We start from the raw sequence: 16,288 nt of genomic DNA, 5'->3' as shown, positions 1-16,288 counted from the left end.
GGCCCCGTCAATCAATGAGTAGTTCAATCTCGTCTCACTTCCCGAAATGCGAGGCCGGATTGCCTGCGCGTCTCGGTTCGAGACCATCCTCTTGAAGAACCCATTACCCAAAAGCCGTTCTCACGCGGCTTTTGGGTAATTCGTTCGACTAAACGGCAAATGGGAGGCGGTAAACCCACCTCCCAGATGCAGTTCAAGATTACTTAACGTCGACCTTGGCGCCGGCGTCTTCAAGCTTCTTCTTGATGTCAGCAGCTTCAGCCTTGGAAACGGCTTCCTTGACAGCCTTCGGAGCGCCTTCGACGAGGTCCTTGGCTTCCTTGAGGCCGAGGCCGGTGATGGCGCGGACTTCCTTGATGACGTTGATCTTGTTTGCGCCGGCATCCGTGAGGATGACGTCGAACTCGGTCTTTTCTTCTTCAACGACAGCAGCAGCGCCACCGCCAGCAGCAGCAGCAACAGCTACCGGAGCAGCAGCGGAAACGCCCCACTTTTCTTCGAGAAGCTTCGACAGTTCTGCAGCTTCCAGAACGGTCAGCGAGGAGAGGTCGTCTACGATCTTTGCGAGATCAGCCATGTTATCAGTTCCTTTTGTTCGGTTCGAACCGGTATTTTATAAACAGCAAAAAACCGCCTTATGCGGCTTCGTCCTTCTTGGCGTAAGCCGAGAACACGCGAGCAAGCTGGCTTGCCGGTGCTGCAACAACGCCTGCGATGCGGGTAGCCGGAGTCTGGATCATGCCCAGCAGCTTCGCGCGCAGTTCGTCCAACGACGGCAGGGTCGCAAGCGACTTGACTGCATCGGCGTTGAGCGTGGTTGTTCCCATGGCGCCGCCCAGTACAACGATCTTGTCGTTGCCCTTGGCGAAATCCACGACGACTTTCGGAGCGGTGATCGGATCAGTGCTGTATGCAATCAGCGTCTGACCGGTGAAGAGATTGGAAATCCCTTCCGCTTCCGTACCCTGAAGGGCGATCTTGGCCAGGCGGTTCTTCGCGACTTTGATGGTGCCGCCAGCAGCGCGCATCTTCGAACGGAAGTCGTTCATCTGCGCGACTGTAGCACCAGCATAGTGGGCCACGACAACCGAGCCCGAAGCCTTGAAGACTTCGTTCAGTTCCGTGACGAATTCGCGTTTTTCCGCTCTTTCCACTGCCTATCTCCAGTTGGCAGGACCTTTTGACGGGACCTACCGGGTTGCCTTTGCCTCCTGGGATCAGAAGAGATCCCAAGCGACGCTTGAGGATCCTGTCCCCTCGCGCTTCGCGCCAAAGAAAGGCCGAAGGCACAAGGCATCCAAGGCTCGAACCAAATTCCTAGAAGAGAACTTCATGCAATTCGGGTCTTACCCGTCTCATGCAGGCGAAGTGATTAAGGGAAAACCACCTGCAATCTCGGACAGGATTCCGGATTTCTCCGGAATACTCCGGCCCCTTGCGAGGCCGGAATTCATGAACCGGGCCGAAGCCCGGCGATATTATTTAAGCGGCCGTAACCGACGACGGGTCGATCTTGACGCCCGGGCCCATGGTCGAAGAGATCGCTACGCGCTTGACGTAGTTGCCCTTGGCGCCTGCCGGCTTGGCCTTGATGACCGCATCAGCGAAGGCACGGATGTTTTCTTCCAGCGCCCTGGCGTCGAAAGAGGCCTTGCCAATGCCGGCGTGAACGATACCGGCCTTTTCAACGCGGAATTCAACAGCGCCGCCCTTAGATGCCTTAACGGCACCAGCGACGTCCATCGTAACCGTACCAACCTTCGGGTTCGGCATCATCCCACGCGGGCCGAGAACCTTACCGAGGCGGCCGACGAGCGGCATCATATCCGGGGTCGCGATGCAGCGATCGAAATCGATCTTGCCGCCCTGGACGATTTCGACGAGCTCTTCAGCACCGACGATATCTGCGCCAGCTGCCTTGGCTTCGTCAGCCTTGGCGCCACGAGCAAAGACAGCAACGCGAACGTCGCGGCCCGTGCCGTTCGGCAGATTGACAACGCCGCGGACCATCTGGTCTGCGTGACGCGGATCAACGCCGAGGTTCATAGCGACTTCGATGGTTTCATCGAACTTCGCAACCGCGCGCTCCTTGACCATACCGATTGCAAGGTTCAGAGCGTAGAGCTTTGTGGGATCAACACCTTCGTTGATCTTCTTGGTGCGCTTGCCAGCCATGGTCTTATCCTACCACTTCCAGGCCCATGGCGCGGGCAGAGCCCTCGATCATCGCCATTGCACCTTCGATATCCGCTGCGTTCAGATCCTTCATCTTGGCTTCTGCGATCGACTTGATCTGAGCCTTGGTGAGCTTGCCGGCGGTAGCGCCCTTGCCAGGCGTCTTCGAACCGGACGTGATCTTCGCTTCCTTCTTCAGCCAGTAGCTGACGGGCGGCTGCTTCATCGCGAAGGTGAAGGACTTGTCCTGGTAGTAGGTGATGACGACCGGGATCGGCATACCCTTTTCCATTTCCTGCGTAGCGGCATTGAACGCCTTGCAGAATTCCATAATGTTAATGCCACGCTGACCAAGCGCCGGACCAATCGGCGGGGACGGGTTTGCCGATCCTGCCTTGACCTGAAGCTTGAGCTGGCCTGCAACTTTCTTAGCCATATCTCTCTGCCTTTCATTGATGACCGGTTGCCCGGCCAGTGATGCCGGATTTCTCCGGCGGCTGCGGTTGCGTGGTGCGGATCACAGGGTCCGGCTAAGACCCCTCACCTTCCACGCGGTTCGCGGCTCACACCGCGCCCGCTCAGACCTTTTCGACCTGAGCGTATTCCAGCTCGACCGGCGTAGCGCGGCCGAAGATCGACACCTCAACCTTCAGGCGCGAACGCTCTTCGTCCACATCCTGAACCGTGCCGTTGAACGACGCGAACGGACCGTCGGAAACGCGGACCTGCTCGCCAATCTCAAAGGTAACGGATGCCTTCGGCCGCTCGACGCCTTCCTGAACCTGGCCGAGAATACGCTCGGCTTCATAATCCGGAATCGGAACAGGCTTATTGTCGGAGCCGAGGAAACCAGTAACCTTCGGCGTGTTCTTAATCAGGTGGTAGGCTTCGTCCGTGAGATTGGCACGAACGAGAACGTAGCCCGGGAAGAACTTGCGCTCGGAATCGACCTTGCGGCCGCGACGCACTTCAACCACCTTTTCAGTCGGTACGAGGATCTCTTCAAAAAGATGCTCGAGTCCCTTCTGCCTGGCCTTCTCCTCGATGGATTCAGCCACCTTCTTCTCAAAATTCGAATACGCGTGGACGATGTACCAACGTGCCGCCATGTTACTACTCCACCCGATCAATTGCCGACGTTAAGCACGAAGCTCAACAGCCAGCCAATGAGCTGGTCAGCGGCAAAAAAGAACAGCGCGGCAAAGATCACCATTACAAGCACCATGACCGTCGAGATCATCGTCTCGCGGCGCGACGGCCAGGTAACTTTCGACGTCTCGGAGCGAACCTGCTGTAGAAACGTAAACGGATTGGATTTGGATGCCATCGACTGCCCACGCAATTACGGCGCGTAAAGCTGAAAATTCAGCCCCACGCACCGCGTGTCTGTTGAACCCTACATAAACATCGATTCCCGATTACACAAGAGGGAAACCGAAGTTTAACGAACTTAGCCATACGTCGCCTTTCTGTCCGAACCGCCGCGATATATCCGCTCTACTCGTTCAAGAAAGATGGCAGGGGCAGAGGGGCTCGAACCCACGACCTGCGGTTTTGGAGACCGCCGCTCTACCAGCTGAGCTATACCCCTTTACGCTTTACATTCAGCTTCTTGACCGACTGGCCGCGAAGCGCAACTGCAAGCATGGCGCTCCCTTTAAGGCGGCAGCGCAGGATTGGCAAGTGCGTTTTTCTATTTTTCCAATCCTGCGGTGCGCGAAACGCCTGCGATCAGACTTTCACATATTTGCGCCAGTCGTGCTCCTCCTTGAAGCCAAGCACTTCGCGGATCTTGCGGTTGGAGAGCAGCCCCTCGTATTCGCCGATTTCGCGCGTGAACGGCACGCTCGGATAGAATCGCCTGGCGAGTTCCCTCGACGGCGTATTGGCCGAGACCGTGTCGTTCGCGGCGTTGAAGACCTGGAAGCCCAAGCCGTCCTTCTCGATGCAGAGGTGGCAGATCTGGCCCAGATCACGGGCGTCGATATAGCTCCAGGCGATGCGCTTGCGCATTTCAGGATTGGAGAAATAGGTCGGAAACTTCTCGTACTCGTGCGGCTCGATGACATTGCCGATGCGCAGCGCGTAGATGTCGAAACCTGAGCGCTCCGCAAAAGCGCGGGCTGTCTTCTCGTTCACCACCTTGGAGAGGCCGTAGGAATCCATCGGATTAACATCGTAGTCCTCTTCCAACGGAAACTGATGGAAGTCGCGATGGCCTTCGGCAAAGCAGACGCCGTAGGTCGTCTCGCTGGAGGCGACGATGATCTTGCGGATGCCGAGCTTCACCGCTGCCTCGATGACATTATAGGTACCCATCGTGTTGATGCGGAACGTTTCGTTGTCAGGCTTGATGAGGATGCGCGGGATCGCGGCGAAATGCACCACGGCATCGAAAGGCTGGACGCCCCTGCCCGCATCAAGGTCGGGAAAGTCCCGATGCATCGAAAGCGCGTTGAAGATCTGGCCGCTGTCGGTGATGTCGGCGATCAGATTGGTCACACCGGGGCTATCAAGCGGCACCAGATCGACGTTGTGAACCTCGTAGCCGGCGTTGACCAGCCATGGCACCGCATGGCGCCCTGCCTTGCCCGAACCGCCCGTGAAGAGAATACGCTTTTTCATAGTTTCCTCCGCATATGAAATCGGAGGGATAGATAAAGGCTTTGCACTCAAGCGCAAGACCACTGCCTGCGCTGCGCTGTCACCACGCGGTGACGCGCTCCATTCTCATGAGGCGGCCAAGGCCAGTGGATGAAGACTTATGAGTGGGTGTTAAGAACTGAAGCCTAACTCCGAAGAGCCCTGTTCACACGAACCCATTTCCTCTTGACCGAGTGGGCGATACGGTCGAGCCGCCTATCCCCGAGCATTCGCCCAAGGTGTCTTGGACCGGTGGAAAGTGGTCTTCTCAGGATGGACGCAGTGGGTCGGATTCGGCTTTGCGTGGGTGGAATGAATGATCCGGACGTCCGCCGGAGCGCTCTTGCTGTGCTGGTGATTCCACTTAGGCTCCAATGCGATGGTCTGGCCTTCAGCTAGTCGATTGAGCACGTCCTGTTCACTTCCTACGAAGAAGTTGGGCGGGCCACCGCAGCGCGCTGCGCGAAGACACTTAAACCGCGGGTTCCAAGGAAAAGTTCAACCCTTTACCCGCTCCCCGGTGACGACACGCCTCCCAAGCACACCAGAGGCCGGAGCATCATCACAATGTTCCGGCCTCTCAATGTATAAGCCCCGCTGTTTCCAGCGGGGCTCTATCAATTCGATCCAGGTCGTTACTCGACGATGGAGGCAACGATGCCTGCGCCGACGGTACGGCCGCCTTCGCGGATCGCGAAGCGCAGCTTTTCTTCCATCGCGATCGGAACGATCAGCTCGACGTCAACCGTGACGTTGTCGCCAGGCATAACCATTTCCGTGCCTTCCGGCAGCGTGACGATGCCCGTCACGTCCGTCGTGCGGAAGTAGAACTGCGGACGGTAGTTCGTGAAGAACGGCGTATGACGGCCGCCTTCTTCCTTCGTCAGGATGTAGGCTTCGGCCTTGAACTTCTTGTGCGGCTTGACAGAGCCCGGCTTGCACAGGATCTGACCACGCTCGACGCCGTCACGGTTCACACCGCGAACGAGAGCGCCGATGTTGTCGCCAGCCTGGCCCTGATCGAGCAGCTTGCGGAACATTTCAACGCCGGTCACCGTCGTCTTCGAGGTCGGGCGGATGCCGACGATTTCGACTTCTTCGCCAACCTTGACGATGCCACGCTCGACGCGGCCGGTCACAACCGTACCACGGCCCGAGATCGAGAACACGTCTTCGATCGGCATCAGGAACGGCTGGTCGATCGGACGCTCAGGCGTCGGGATATAGGCGTCAACGGCTGCCATCAGCTCGCGGATCGCGTCTTCGCCGATCTTCTTGTCCGAGTCTTCCAGAGCAGCAAGAGCCGAGCCCTTGATGACCGGAATGTCGTCGCCCGGGAAGTCGTAGGACGACAGCAGTTCGCGCACTTCGAGCTCGACGAGTTCGAGAAGCTCGGCATCGTCAACCTGGTCGACCTTGTTGAGGAACACGACAATCGCAGGAACGCCGACCTGGCGAGCCAGCAGGATGTGCTCGCGGGTCTGCGGCATCGGGCCGTCAGCAGCCGAGCAAACCAGGATCGCGCCGTCCATCTGCGCCGCACCGGTGATCATGTTCTTGACGTAGTCGGCGTGGCCGGGGCAGTCAACGTGAGCATAGTGGCGGGCTGGGGTCTCGTATTCGACGTGGGCCGTCGAAATGGTGATGCCGCGGGCCTTTTCTTCCGGCGCAGCGTCGATCTGGTCGTACGCCTTGAACTCGCCGAAATACTTCGTGATCGCTGCCGTCAGAGACGTCTTGCCGTGGTCAACGTGGCCGATCGTGCCGATGTTAACGTGCGGCTTGTTGCGCTCAAACTTACTCTTTGCCATTTGAATGCTTCCTGTGAACGAAATGGATGACCCCGGCGAACCGGTTTAGTGCCGCCGTTTAAGGCTTTCGGGGAAATTGCGCAAGACCTAATTGCGGACGCTATTCCTAGCCCGATTCCTGACCCGGGCACGCATAGGGCAGCAAGCATCCAATCGGCAACCTGCACTGCAAATAGCAGCGAAGATATATTCCCGAAGAACGCGCGCGACCGGCCAAGAATATGATACTACTTCATTTGCTGCGCTCACGCGGAAGCACTCGGAGACAACGCAATGGAACCGAAGGAAATTGCAAAGCGATCCGCAGGCAACTTTCTGATCTTTGCCGCCTGCGCATTCATACTGTGGATTCTTGCCGCCGCGATCGACTGGGTCGCACAGCTTCTGCGCCTGTCCTCGCCCGAGCGCCTTCCGGCTCTGGCGACATCCATTGTCAACTCGTCGACGCTGCAGGCGATTGTGGCCATATGGCTGCTCACCGCAGCATTCGCGATCGCCTTCCCGAAGATGCTGACGCCGCTTTCGGCCACCACCACTTTGATGTTCGATGTCGGATATGGCATTCTCGGTGCCCTGACCGGCTTCGGCATCGCCATCGGGCTTTTCGGGGGCGGCTGGTCGATCCTGCTGCGCGCCCTGATCTACAGCGCGATCATAGCAATCGGATTCATTGCCGTCCGCGCCTGGCTTTCGAGGGAAGACCTCAGTGCCTACGGACAGACGAGGTGGATGATCGCCGGCATCATCGCGCTCGCCTCGCCTCTTGTGCTCTTGTGGGGCTAGCAGCCACGCAGAAGCAGTGCAAGCCGTGTAAAACGTCTAGGTGAATACCGGACTTTCGGAAATTTGGAGCGGGTAGCGGGAATCGAACCCGCGTATTCAGCTTGGAAGGCTGCTGCTCTACCATTGAGCTATACCCGCGGGGTGGTATCCGATCCAATGACGAATGGTGGAGAGAGTTGGATTTGAACCAACGTAGGCTGAGCCAACGGATTTACAGTCCGTCCCCTTTAACCACTCGGGCATCTCTCCAGTCTTTTCGTCCGGATCGCGAGACCAAGCTCGTCAGACTTTCGAAGCGTTGCCACCCCTCGGTCTGCGCCGCGTATATGACCGGACGATTTCCGCATGTCAACACGATGACGATGGAAAAAATGTGAAAAATTTCATCGGCAGCGGAAAGCCGGGCTCCTGAAAGAAATCCTATGCGGAAAGAAGCGCCCTCGCTATAAAGCCGCATGAGCAAAGACAACAAAACCGGTGGCAAGCCCACCGACGACAAGTCCGCCAAGGACACACATTATGCAAACTTGCGCCGCGCGCATCGCGACAGCAAGCGCGAGCGCGGCGAGATTCCGACACCCACACCACAGAAGCGCCGGCGCGGCGCCGAGGACTGGAAACCTCCGGCACTCGCGCCTGATCAGGTCTATCTTTACGGCCTGCATACGGTTCGTGCTGCGCTCGACAACAAGGAGCGCAAGAACGTCAAGCTGTCGGTGACTCAGAATGCGCTTGCCCGTCTCGAGATCGATGCGGATACGCTCGGCATTCCGGTCGAGACCGTTTCTCCGCAGGATATCGACAAGGTCCTCGGCCCCGACGCGATCCATCAGGGTGTGATGCTGGAAACGCGGCCATTGCCCGTTCGACGGCTGGAAGCACTGAAAGGCAGCCCGCTGCTTCTCGTGCTCGACCAGGTGACCGATCCGCACAATGTCGGCGCAATCATGCGTTCCGCCGTTGCCTTCAATGCCGGGGCTGTCATCACCACGCAGCGCCACAGCCCGACCGAATCAGGCGTGCTGGCAAAATCAGCCTCCGGTGCCCTGGAACTCATTCCCTATATTCAGATCACCAATCTGTCAGACGCGCTTGGCGAACTGCACAAGCTTGGCTTCTTCACGATTGGTCTTGATTCGGAAGGCCCGGCTCCGCTCGAGAGCACATTCTCAGGTGACAAGGTGGCGCTGGTGCTGGGCTCCGAGGGCAAGGGGCTGCGGCAGAAGACACGCGAAACCGTCAGCGCACTTGCAAGGCTCGACATGCCGGGTGCTATCAAGTCTTTGAATGTGTCCAACGCGGCGGCGATCGGTCTCTATGCGGCGAGGCTGCATCTGAAAGTATGATGGGATCAGCGGCAGATCGTGGCAACAGAGGGAATGCCGCGATCCCCTTCGTTCTTCGATCGGCGGCACTTTTTTGCCAGTTTGCGCGCTGAGCGACGCGGCCAACGCGAATAGCAATTTCGCCCTGTCACCGGCCGGAGACTGCGCGACAGCCATTGGAAGGCTCGATCCTTCGATCTTCCACATTGAGGGCTTCTGGCTCGTACTGATGAGCGCCAACGAAGCATCCCTTTCATTCGACTGCGGGACCACGGCAACTTCGGGAAAAGCAACGAGGAAGGCGGCAAGCCATTGCTGATGATCAGAAAAAAACGAACTCGCCTCGCTTTTGACGCTGCCGTTTTCTATAGCTGTCCCGCACTCGAACAGGAGGAACGTATCCCATATGGCCATCCGCTCCCTCATTGTCGGCACTCTCTTCGTCGCTGTATTCGTCGCCATCATTCTCAGCATCGCTTGGATCGACAAGTCGCAGCCAACGCACGAACCCTCTCCGCTTGCACCTGCCCCTGAACGCCCCATCCCAACGCCAATGCCGTAAACGCTCGGCGATCGCCCGGGAAACAGTAGATCGGCCCCGTGCGTTTGCCTCGCACGATTTTGAAGGAGAGAAACGTGCGGGTGATGATCGCCGTCATTGTTTTCATGGTTGCCTCGGTGCTGACCATCACAATGATGTCACCATCAGGCGCCGGGAAGACCGGCGACGTGCAAGCGAGCGTGCGGCAGACTGCTCAGAATTAGGCTTGGGAACCCGGACGCCGCAATCTCGTTGCGTTCGCCAATCTCCGGCGGTCAGGTGGCACCAAAGAAATCAAGATCGCGCCGATTTCTGCTTTACAGGACGGCAGAATCTGGTACTTGGCAGGCATCGCCCTTGTAGCTCAGTTGGTAGAGCACCTGATTTGTAATCAGGGGGTCCCGGGTTCGAACCCTGGCGGGGGCACCATCGATTTGTGAACGAAATCAGTGACTTGATGTTAAACCCGCCCTTCGTTGGCGGGTTTTTCATGCGCCAAATCTTTAACCAGAATTACCATGTTTTCCGGGCTTTCTCAGCCTTAGCGGGGATTCCGTGGAACATGAATGGCGCATGACGGCGCACGATCGCCCGTGCTAAATGCGCCCCTGTGAATAAGTCGAACAGCGTGCATGACGGCGCTTCCGCAATCGCAGATGTGATAGAATCCACGCGGTCCCACAAAGGAGATTCGCATGGATAGTATGAGCCACAAGGCCTCTCGATTTGTTGTCGTAGCTTCTTTTCCGCCCGCCGCCGGGGTTGGAGCAAAGGAAGCCGCACCAACAAAGGCGTATACTTTCACACCTGACACAACGATATCCGAAGTGTTTCAGGCGATCTGGCCAAGTGACCCAAATGCGGAGTTCTTTTTCACGGAACCAAGCAAGATAGAGATTGTGCCCGACGAGACTGCCATCCCAGAACGGCCAGAAAGCGACATATTCGGCGCCAATCTCGAGCCATCGAAAAACGCAGCGGCAACTTGAAACTTGAATAGAAAAACCCGCCGGCATTCGCGCCGACGGGTGCAACTGCCTGCGCCCGCCTCGCACGTTTGCCCCACGAGATAGGGGCGCTTGCATTTTAGACTCCGTGCATCTTCTTGTTGAAATCCCGCTGATTTAAGCTACAGTGCACCGTGCATAGCGTTTAGCGAATTCTCATTGTAGTTGCGCAGCACCGGCGCCGTTCCTTCGTGTTCGCGCGGGAATACGCATGTCTAAGATGCCAATTTTCTGCCTAGTGCCGCCGCCTCCACCAAGCAGCGATATCTTGCGTCACGCGAAGGCGATGCCGCACGTTTGAAAAGCTGAGATGCCTATCCTGCGATGATAGGCCGTTAGCCTAGAAGCCATCATCATTTCTTTCGAAGGAGATCCTGACATGCTCTACGCTTATCTCGAGTCCATTCGTTGCCATGTCGAGACCGATGAAGTCGGTTCTGACGAACCGTACGTTATCGTAACGGCCACCGATCTTTCCACTACTGTCCCGGCTGCGGGGGTTCCGGTCCCGATTCCGTCCTCTCGCGCCTATCGATATGGCCCGTTCGGTGACGTAGACGGGGCCGAGACGCATGCTCACGGTTTCGCACCGTTCTGGGGCCTTTTTGGTGAAGAGCGATCGCTGGACCAGGCGACGACAATCTTTACCGCCACCCTTATTGAGAACGATGAGGGAAGTGCAGAGGGTCTGCGGGGAATCATTGCGGCGGGAGTCAACAGCGCTCTCTTCGCGAGTCTTGCGGTGCAGGATCGGAACGTACGTCGGGATCTAGTCCTTCAAGCCGTGGATTCCGCAGCGCACGGTATTCCTGACATCGCTCCAATGGTGGACGACGTAGTCGTCGGGGCACGCGAAATCTTTTTTACTCCCGCCGACATCGCCTTCGCCGAGACCGGCCAGACTGCAAGAGTCAACGTGCGAGCGCAAGGCGATGGAGGCGACTACACGATGACATTTGCCTTGCGTAACCGGGGCCAAGCTGCATGGCGGTTCTGTCACAAGTGCCGATCACTGTTCTTCGATGGCACTCCAATTAAGGGCGTCTGCCCGGCAGGCGGCGGCCACGAAGCTGCGGGTTGGACATACTATCTGCCGCATGAGCATCCCGGCGCGGACGGGGGGCAACCCGACTGGCGTTTCTGCACCAAATGCAACTGCATGCATTGGGCTGGCGACCCGGCACAGCTTGGCGTCTGCTCTGCCGGGGGCGCTCACGCGGCTGCGGGTTACAATTTCTTCTTACCACATGATCATGCAGGGTTCGGCCAGGACGAATGGCGCTTCTGTGATCGCTGCCGCTCAATGTTCTGGAACAGAGAGGCAAACAAAGGTGCGTGCCCCACCGGCGGTGGTCACCGTGCACAAGGGTTCAACTTCAAGCTTGATTACACGCCTTAACAGCTCAACCGGCCTTGCGTTTTGCGTCGAGATGTTCGCCTGTTGAAAAATGCGGACGGGCGTGCTTGTGGCGGCAATACGAGCGGAAAGTAAGACGAACCAGACCGGCCGGCGCGCTGCTGGTGTAGGCGCAGGTGGTGACCGCGCCGGCCATAGGTGACTTTGAATAAAAGAGGCACGCCATCATGGCGGGCCGGCGCGCATTACGCGCCTAAAACTCGTTACGCTTAATGCTGGTATAAGAAAGCCAGTCGCGTTTGCCGCGGCGGTTGTTGCAGTCCTTGCATGCCGCGGCGAAATTATCTCGATTGTCCCTGCCGCCGTCTACCTTGCGCCGAAGATGCTCAAGGGTCGCGGCGTTGGGTCGCCAGCGCTCACGCGGCTCGTAAGATATCATCATGAAGCGGTTGCAATAGCAGCACTTTCCACCCTGCCGGTGAAACAGAATTAACGTGTATATGCGTCGTGTCTCGGTGTTCATCGGTCGCTACCAAGTACTCGCCACGTACCGTGCGATGCGGTCGATCGGCGCAATCCATTGCGATTTCGTAAAGCTGGCGACCCAACGCTGAACATCTGCGGCCAGTGACAATGGCGCGTACGTCGTGGAACTTGACCGCCTGGCCGACTTCAAACTTCCAGGAGAACTGAAAGGTGTGTCGTCTGCCAATCAAACTTCTCGGCAACTGAATTCTCTGCGTATTGGCCTGTTCTGCTTGCATCTAGGTCTCCTCATTGCGTTTGAACTGCTTTCGTGACAATGTACTGATAACAGCACTTTATCGGTGCGTCAATACGATTTCGGTACATTGTCATGATAAATTCTGTTCAAAGCAAGATGGCTCGCGCGGCGCTTGGCTGGGGAGTTCGAGACCTAGCCAAAATGTCGGCCGTCGCCGTCGATACGATCTCTCGTCTTGAGCGCGGAGAAGCAATAATGCCGCGGACCCTCAGCGCGATTCAATCGGCCCTGGAAGTGGCCGGCATAGAGTTTATCAACAACGACCGAGGCGATGGCGTCGTAAAGCTGCGGGACCAGCAGGCTTAACCGATGGGTAGTCGCGGCTTCGGCGTAAGGCTTTTCGAAATCCAGCCAGATGGCGCGCTGGAACCAATCCTCGGCGTCGACGAGGACTACTTCTGCGGCGTTGTTCCAAACGTCGGCGACACCTATGCCATGTGGCACCTGCACGACGTTTACGACTTTTATAGCGTCCAACGCAGAGTCTTTGTCGATAGTCACGACGGCGCTGCAGGCTGGTGCGTCGTAGTGCGTAAACTCGAGACCGCCCCGCCGTTGGAAAATGTGGTTACGGCGTGGGCGGAGGACACTCGGTTCTGGGCGGATATCGACGAGCAGGAACGCCAAGAAGAGATTGCAAATCAGGAGCGCATTAGGCGGCAAGAAGAGGATCGGCTGAAGCATGAACCTCGTCATAGACTTCATCCGCGAGAAGTGCGCGCACTGCGCTACATGATCAATCGTCCTGATTGCAATACCATCGACCTCATCCCCCGGGCAGGTGAACACACGATCAGTGTGTTGGTCTCGGCTGGGCTAGTCCGCGCGGTCGGAAAAGATCATCGCGGACTAAAGACATTGCGGGTGACAAAGGAGGGCAAAGCGGAGGTTGATCGCCACGACAAATGGTCGGCGCGCCCATCATAGTCTTTTATTGCGCTTTCGCCCTTCGATCAACTAGCCCCAGCCCCATCTGTAGGCACACGACAGAGCGTTGGCCGGCCTGAAGCCCTGGCTGCAGGCCGGATTCACGGAATGCCTTGGATGATATTGAAAATCGGGTAGTGTCTCAGTTTGAAATTTTGAGGCTCCCAATCAAGTCAACGCGGAAATTGCGAAAACGCTAGAGCGTGGGAAGCTAACGGGTCTTGGCTTAGTTGGTAGTCCGGCCGAGCAGGCGAACCTAATCTTCACACGGGTGCTCGCACGCGATCCCATTATGGTCGGCATCCAAGCCGTAGACATCAGTGCCCGTGTACCTGAACGGTCCAGTAACAAAGGCTGGACCGTTACCGCAGCCGCCCGTGCAATCCACGTCAGATGCGATTGGAACACATACCCCCTTCCCCTTGTAGTTCGGGTCGCAGCGCCGCGGCGGAGCGAAGGGAGGGGTGTTGGGCTTTAAGCTGAGGCCGCCAGGTATGCCCGGCCCCTTGTATTCACACTGCGGGTACACATCACAAAGTAACGGTTCCCTTTCTTGTCTCGCCTCTCGGCTATACTTGCCCCGCCTCTCTATGTAACAATCTAGTCGGTGGCACCTAGCTCCGGCGGTAGATAGGCATCCCCCAGGCAACCTATACGTGGCACAAAAAGAGCCAACGTTGCCGTTCCACTCTGAGCGCGCGACCGACAGATCGCCGAGCATTCCAAATATAGTCACAGCGGTCATGAGCAACCAACCTCTGCACTTCATGGCTTGCTCCTTTTTGTTTCGTCGGCTCGGAAACTTGGAACTTATCCTCATAACTCCGCGGCAGCCAGCTGCTTTTGTAGGTCTTGAGGCGACCCGGGGCGCAACAGCGTCCATCATCGCAACCAGATCGTCCATCGACCAGAGCTTGTCGGCAACGCCAGCGGCCATGGCAGGCGACATCCGCAGCGGCATATAGGCGTTTGCACAACTCGGCCAAACGAATTAGGCGTTTCCGCAAATTTCAAACTGAGACACTACCGAAAATCGGCGCGATTTGAATTTTGGGGCGTCGTCGTGCAAGCTGAGGTAATCGCGGCCAGACCGATCAGCATTCCGGCTGCTATCATTGCCTGAAATCTAAAGGTCGACGCCGAGGAAGGTGCCGGCCTTTTTCTTCACTGCGGCCACGCCGATTGGTTGCGGCAGTGGAAAAGCACGATCAACCTTGAATTATCCCTTTCAAGCCACGACACGTCATGCATATTTCGTGGTCGGGTTAAGAGTCTTTCTAATGGGGCATTCATGAAAATTCGCTACGCTTCGCTGGCAATTCTGCTGGCCGCAACCTCGTGCGCCAAACGTCCGGACGCAATCGTTCCGGTAGATATTCCTATGGCGGCATACACCGGGTCGAGCTGTCCTGTACTCGCGGCAGAGCTCGTTAAAGAACAACAAAATCTCGCAACGGTATCCAAGCAGCAGAACGACGCAGCAACGGGAGATGCTGTGGGCGTCTTCCTGATCGGTGTTCCGACTTCAAGCACGTTTGGTGGGGACAAAGAAGGCCAGGTAGCAGTTTCAAAGGGCAAGGTGCAGGCAATTCAAAACGCCATGCGTAGCAAGAATTGCGCGGCTGGTTGACAACTTGCGTGTAGCTCGAAATTGGACGGTGGGAGTACTTCTATGAGAAAATGGGGCGCGCGTATCCTAGGATTCGTGATTGCTGTTGCCCTTTGCTATCTCCTGGCATTCGGTTTCTTCGCCTTACTCAACGATGCTACGGGAAAGCACTACATGCCTCGCGGGATCGGATGGCTCCTAGGTCCTTTGGCTGCTGGTATGGCGGGCGCTCGCTTTGCCGAAACTGGATTCCCGCGATTGTTGCAGCGGCCAGTATCCTTCAGAGGACCGCTGAGATTCTATGCGGCGGGCTCGCTCGTTTGGATTGTGGCGGTGTGGTGCTATGTCTTCATATTTGATCCGTTCGGATCCTATTGGTCATCTTCTGATTGGTCATTCCTCTGGAAGCTGATGCTTACTCCTATTGCATTTGCCGCACTTTGCGGAGGGGTGATCCATTGGCTTAGGCCGAGCCCACGGTAAGTGTGCGATGATGGTGAACAGTAGATGATCGCAACGCTTTTGATGTGTGCATCGCTTACCGCCGTCGATGGGGACACCGTGAAGTGTGACGGACAGAACCTGAGACTAATGGGAGGAGGCGTTCCATTTGTCTCCGGCATCGATACGCCGGAGATCGGTAGTCATGCCAAGTGCATGAAGGAACGCAAGATGGCGCTGCTTGCCAAGGGAAGGCTGAAAGAGATTTTGGCCGAGGGTGGCCTTACGATCGAATTCTATGGCGTAAAGGACAAGACTCTTTCACACCGGCCGTTAGTCAACATCTATGACCGGAACGGCGAAGAGGTCGGACAGAAGCTGCTCAAGGAAGGTTTTGCGCGAGTGTGACGCTGGGCTCCGTAACGATTGGTGCACAAACTAGCCAGCTCTTCTGCAATTGAGGGAATCGTTTCGTCGCACTAGCGTACGGCGGCGGAACTTGCGCAAAAATCCCTCAATAGACACTACTAGTTGAGTTGATCTCATAAACCGCCGCGTTGTCCTGCACCTTTCGCAGCCATTTGTGGCCCTATGCCTGCTGTGCCAGGTTGTCGCTTACATGATTGAGCGCTCGGGCGTAGAATCGCTCTCTCCGGAATGGAATTCCTTCGATTGGAGTCCTCAGATGACAGTCGCACTTTCCACCGCCTCCGAGATCCTATTCGCAGTTGCATTGATCTTCCCTTTTGGGGAGGGCGATGCCCATCAGGCTAAAAGCGCTTGGACGTATCCGCCAGCATGCTGCAAAGGTACAGATGTCGGTGGAGACTGCGAGGCCATTCCCGGGTATGACGTGAAAAGAGGGCGCCGTGGATACTCAGTCAT

18 protein-coding genes, 4 tRNA genes and 1 pseudogene are annotated in these 16,288 nt (G+C 57.1%); 10 read left to right on the top strand and 13 right to left on the bottom strand.

What is annotated here, in order from left to right; translation table 11 throughout:
• Positions 1 to 199: 199 nt before the first annotated feature.
• From rplL to tuf, 9 genes are all read right to left on the bottom strand, one after another.
• On the bottom strand, positions 200 to 577 hold the full coding sequence (rplL, locus tag LPU83_RS46055; protein WP_024318427.1) for a 50S ribosomal protein L7/L12: 378 nt from the start codon (positions 575 to 577) through the stop codon (positions 200 to 202).
• A gap of 58 nt (positions 578 to 635) precedes the next feature.
• Positions 636 to 1,154: a 50S ribosomal protein L10 gene (gene rplJ / locus LPU83_RS46050; RefSeq protein ID WP_024318428.1), complete on the bottom strand. Its 519-nt coding sequence runs from the start codon at positions 1,152 to 1,154 to the stop codon at positions 636 to 638.
• 328 nt (positions 1,155 to 1,482) lie between these two features.
• Positions 1,483 to 2,175, bottom strand: coding sequence for a 50S ribosomal protein L1 (gene rplA, locus LPU83_RS46045; protein WP_024318429.1), 693 nt, complete (start codon positions 2,173 to 2,175; stop codon positions 1,483 to 1,485).
• 4 nt (positions 2,176 to 2,179) lie between these two features.
• On the bottom strand, positions 2,180 to 2,611 hold the full coding sequence (rplK, locus tag LPU83_RS46040; RefSeq protein WP_024318430.1) for a 50S ribosomal protein L11: 432 nt from the start codon (positions 2,609 to 2,611) through the stop codon (positions 2,180 to 2,182).
• A gap of 142 nt (positions 2,612 to 2,753) precedes the next feature.
• Positions 2,754 to 3,284 carry a transcription termination/antitermination protein NusG gene (gene nusG, locus LPU83_RS46035; protein ID WP_024318431.1) on the bottom strand — a complete coding sequence of 177 codons (531 nt, stop codon included), beginning with the start codon at positions 3,282 to 3,284 and terminating at the stop codon, positions 2,754 to 2,756.
• A 17-nt stretch (positions 3,285 to 3,301) separates the two neighbouring features.
• On the bottom strand, positions 3,302 to 3,502 hold the full coding sequence (secE, locus tag LPU83_RS46030; RefSeq protein WP_007531587.1) for a preprotein translocase subunit SecE: 201 nt from the start codon (positions 3,500 to 3,502) through the stop codon (positions 3,302 to 3,304).
• Positions 3,503 to 3,690: 188 nt separating this feature from the next.
• A tRNA-Trp gene (locus tag LPU83_RS46025) sits at positions 3,691 to 3,766 on the bottom strand.
• Positions 3,767 to 3,906: 140 nt separating this feature from the next.
• On the bottom strand, positions 3,907 to 4,800 hold the full coding sequence (locus LPU83_RS46020; RefSeq protein WP_024318432.1) for an NAD-dependent epimerase/dehydratase family protein: 894 nt from the start codon (positions 4,798 to 4,800) through the stop codon (positions 3,907 to 3,909).
• 653 nt (positions 4,801 to 5,453) lie between these two features.
• Positions 5,454 to 6,629 carry an elongation factor Tu gene (tuf, locus tag LPU83_RS46015; protein ID WP_037069361.1) on the bottom strand — a complete coding sequence of 392 codons (1,176 nt, stop codon included), beginning with the start codon at positions 6,627 to 6,629 and terminating at the stop codon, positions 5,454 to 5,456.
• Positions 6,630 to 6,902: 273 nt separating this feature from the next.
• Here tuf and LPU83_RS46010 point away from each other — a divergent pair, with 273 nt between their 5' ends.
• Positions 6,903 to 7,412, top strand: a complete 510-nt coding sequence (locus LPU83_RS46010) for a hypothetical protein (RefSeq protein ID WP_024316573.1) — start codon at positions 6,903 to 6,905, stop codon at positions 7,410 to 7,412.
• Between the two features lie 64 nt (positions 7,413 to 7,476).
• Here the strand turns inward: LPU83_RS46010 and LPU83_RS46005 are convergent.
• Together LPU83_RS46005 and LPU83_RS46000 are read right to left on the bottom strand one after the other, a co-directional pair.
• Positions 7,477 to 7,550 (bottom strand) — tRNA-Gly (locus LPU83_RS46005).
• Positions 7,551 to 7,576: 26 nt separating this feature from the next.
• Positions 7,577 to 7,661, bottom strand: a tRNA-Tyr gene (locus tag LPU83_RS46000).
• A 206-nt stretch (positions 7,662 to 7,867) separates the two neighbouring features.
• Here LPU83_RS46000 and rlmB point away from each other — a divergent pair.
• From rlmB to LPU83_RS45980, 5 genes are all read left to right on the top strand, one after another.
• Positions 7,868 to 8,758, top strand: coding sequence for a 23S rRNA (guanosine(2251)-2'-O)-methyltransferase RlmB (rlmB, locus tag LPU83_RS45995; RefSeq protein ID WP_024316574.1), 891 nt, complete (start codon positions 7,868 to 7,870; stop codon positions 8,756 to 8,758).
• A gap of 615 nt (positions 8,759 to 9,373) precedes the next feature.
• Positions 9,374 to 9,502, top strand: a complete 129-nt coding sequence (locus LPU83_RS75130; protein ID WP_258579660.1) for a hypothetical protein — start codon at positions 9,374 to 9,376, stop codon at positions 9,500 to 9,502.
• Between the two features lie 129 nt (positions 9,503 to 9,631).
• Positions 9,632 to 9,707 (top strand) — tRNA-Thr (locus LPU83_RS45990).
• Between the two features lie 266 nt (positions 9,708 to 9,973).
• The gene (locus LPU83_RS45985; protein WP_037069356.1) at positions 9,974 to 10,267 is read left to right on the top strand and encodes a hypothetical protein; all 294 of its coding nucleotides are present in this window, start codon (positions 9,974 to 9,976) and stop codon (positions 10,265 to 10,267) included.
• Between the two features lie 397 nt (positions 10,268 to 10,664).
• Positions 10,665 to 11,684 (top strand): hypothetical protein, encoded by a 1,020-nt coding sequence (locus tag LPU83_RS45980; RefSeq protein WP_051509074.1) that lies wholly within the window; start codon positions 10,665 to 10,667, stop codon positions 11,682 to 11,684.
• A gap of 211 nt (positions 11,685 to 11,895) precedes the next feature.
• Here LPU83_RS45980 and LPU83_RS45975 read toward each other — a convergent pair whose 3' ends face one another.
• Positions 11,896 to 12,081, bottom strand: a complete 186-nt coding sequence (locus LPU83_RS45975; RefSeq protein ID WP_244656144.1) for an HNH endonuclease — start codon at positions 12,079 to 12,081, stop codon at positions 11,896 to 11,898.
• Positions 12,059 to 12,406 carry a hypothetical protein gene (locus LPU83_RS72785; protein WP_162392069.1) on the bottom strand — a complete coding sequence of 116 codons (348 nt, stop codon included), beginning with the start codon at positions 12,404 to 12,406 and terminating at the stop codon, positions 12,059 to 12,061. Before LPU83_RS72785 ends, LPU83_RS45975 begins: the two co-directional genes overlap by 23 nt.
• A gap of 92 nt (positions 12,407 to 12,498) precedes the next feature.
• Here LPU83_RS72785 and LPU83_RS45970 point away from each other — a divergent pair, with 92 nt between their 5' ends.
• From LPU83_RS45970 to LPU83_RS45955, 4 genes and pseudogenes are all read left to right on the top strand, one after another.
• Entirely contained in the window at positions 12,499 to 12,732 is a 234-nt protein-coding gene (locus LPU83_RS45970) for a helix-turn-helix domain-containing protein (RefSeq protein WP_425301931.1), read from the top strand.
• Between the two features lie 3 nt (positions 12,733 to 12,735).
• The gene (locus LPU83_RS45965) at positions 12,736 to 13,353 is read left to right on the top strand and encodes a hypothetical protein (RefSeq protein ID WP_082321181.1); all 618 of its coding nucleotides are present in this window, start codon (positions 12,736 to 12,738) and stop codon (positions 13,351 to 13,353) included.
• 1,291 nt (positions 13,354 to 14,644) lie between these two features.
• Complete coding sequence (locus LPU83_RS45960) at positions 14,645 to 14,983, top strand: hypothetical protein (RefSeq protein WP_037069348.1); 339 nt, start codon at positions 14,645 to 14,647, stop codon at positions 14,981 to 14,983.
• Between the two features lie 486 nt (positions 14,984 to 15,469).
• A pseudogene (locus LPU83_RS45955) lies at positions 15,470 to 15,845 on the top strand (thermonuclease family protein).
• Positions 15,846 to 16,288 lie beyond the last annotated feature (443 nt).

It is taken from the genome of Rhizobium favelukesii, assembly GCF_000577275.2.
Classification (GTDB): domain Bacteria; phylum Pseudomonadota; class Alphaproteobacteria; order Rhizobiales; family Rhizobiaceae; genus Rhizobium; species Rhizobium favelukesii.
This window is presented reverse-complemented; position numbering and strand designations above follow the sequence as displayed.

Coding starts and splice junctions, on each gene's coding strand:
- rplL (WP_024318427.1), bottom strand. CDS start 577: ATGGCTGATCTCGCAAAGATCGTAGACGACCTCTCCTCGCTGACCGTT.
- rplA (WP_024318429.1), bottom strand. CDS start 2,175: ATGGCTGGCAAGCGCACCAAGAAGATCAACGAAGGTGTTGATCCCACA.
- rplK (WP_024318430.1), bottom strand. CDS start 2,611: ATGGCTAAGAAAGTTGCAGGCCAGCTCAAGCTTCAGGTCAAGGCAGGA.
- nusG (WP_024318431.1), bottom strand. CDS start 3,284: ATGGCGGCACGTTGGTACATCGTCCACGCGTATTCGAATTTTGAGAAG.
- secE (WP_007531587.1), bottom strand. CDS start 3,502: ATGGCATCCAAATCCAATCCGTTTACGTTTCTACAGCAGGTTCGCTCC.
- LPU83_RS46020 (WP_024318432.1), bottom strand. CDS start 4,800: ATGAAAAAGCGTATTCTCTTCACGGGCGGTTCGGGCAAGGCAGGGCGC.
- tuf (WP_037069361.1), bottom strand. CDS start 6,629: ATGGCAAAGAGTAAGTTTGAGCGCAACAAGCCGCACGTTAACATCGGC.
- LPU83_RS46010 (WP_024316573.1), top strand. CDS start 6,903: ATGGAACCGAAGGAAATTGCAAAGCGATCCGCAGGCAACTTTCTGATC.
- rlmB (WP_024316574.1), top strand. CDS start 7,868: ATGAGCAAAGACAACAAAACCGGTGGCAAGCCCACCGACGACAAGTCC.
- LPU83_RS45985 (WP_037069356.1), top strand. CDS start 9,974: ATGGATAGTATGAGCCACAAGGCCTCTCGATTTGTTGTCGTAGCTTCT.
- LPU83_RS45980 (WP_051509074.1), top strand. CDS start 10,665: ATGCTCTACGCTTATCTCGAGTCCATTCGTTGCCATGTCGAGACCGAT.
- LPU83_RS45975 (WP_244656144.1), bottom strand. CDS start 12,081: ATGATATCTTACGAGCCGCGTGAGCGCTGGCGACCCAACGCCGCGACC.
- LPU83_RS72785 (WP_162392069.1), bottom strand. CDS start 12,406: ATGCAAGCAGAACAGGCCAATACGCAGAGAATTCAGTTGCCGAGAAGT.
- LPU83_RS45970 (WP_425301931.1), top strand. CDS start 12,499: ATGATAAATTCTGTTCAAAGCAAGATGGCTCGCGCGGCGCTTGGCTGG.
- LPU83_RS45965 (WP_082321181.1), top strand. CDS start 12,736: ATGGGTAGTCGCGGCTTCGGCGTAAGGCTTTTCGAAATCCAGCCAGAT.
- LPU83_RS45960 (WP_037069348.1), top strand. CDS start 14,645: ATGAAAATTCGCTACGCTTCGCTGGCAATTCTGCTGGCCGCAACCTCG.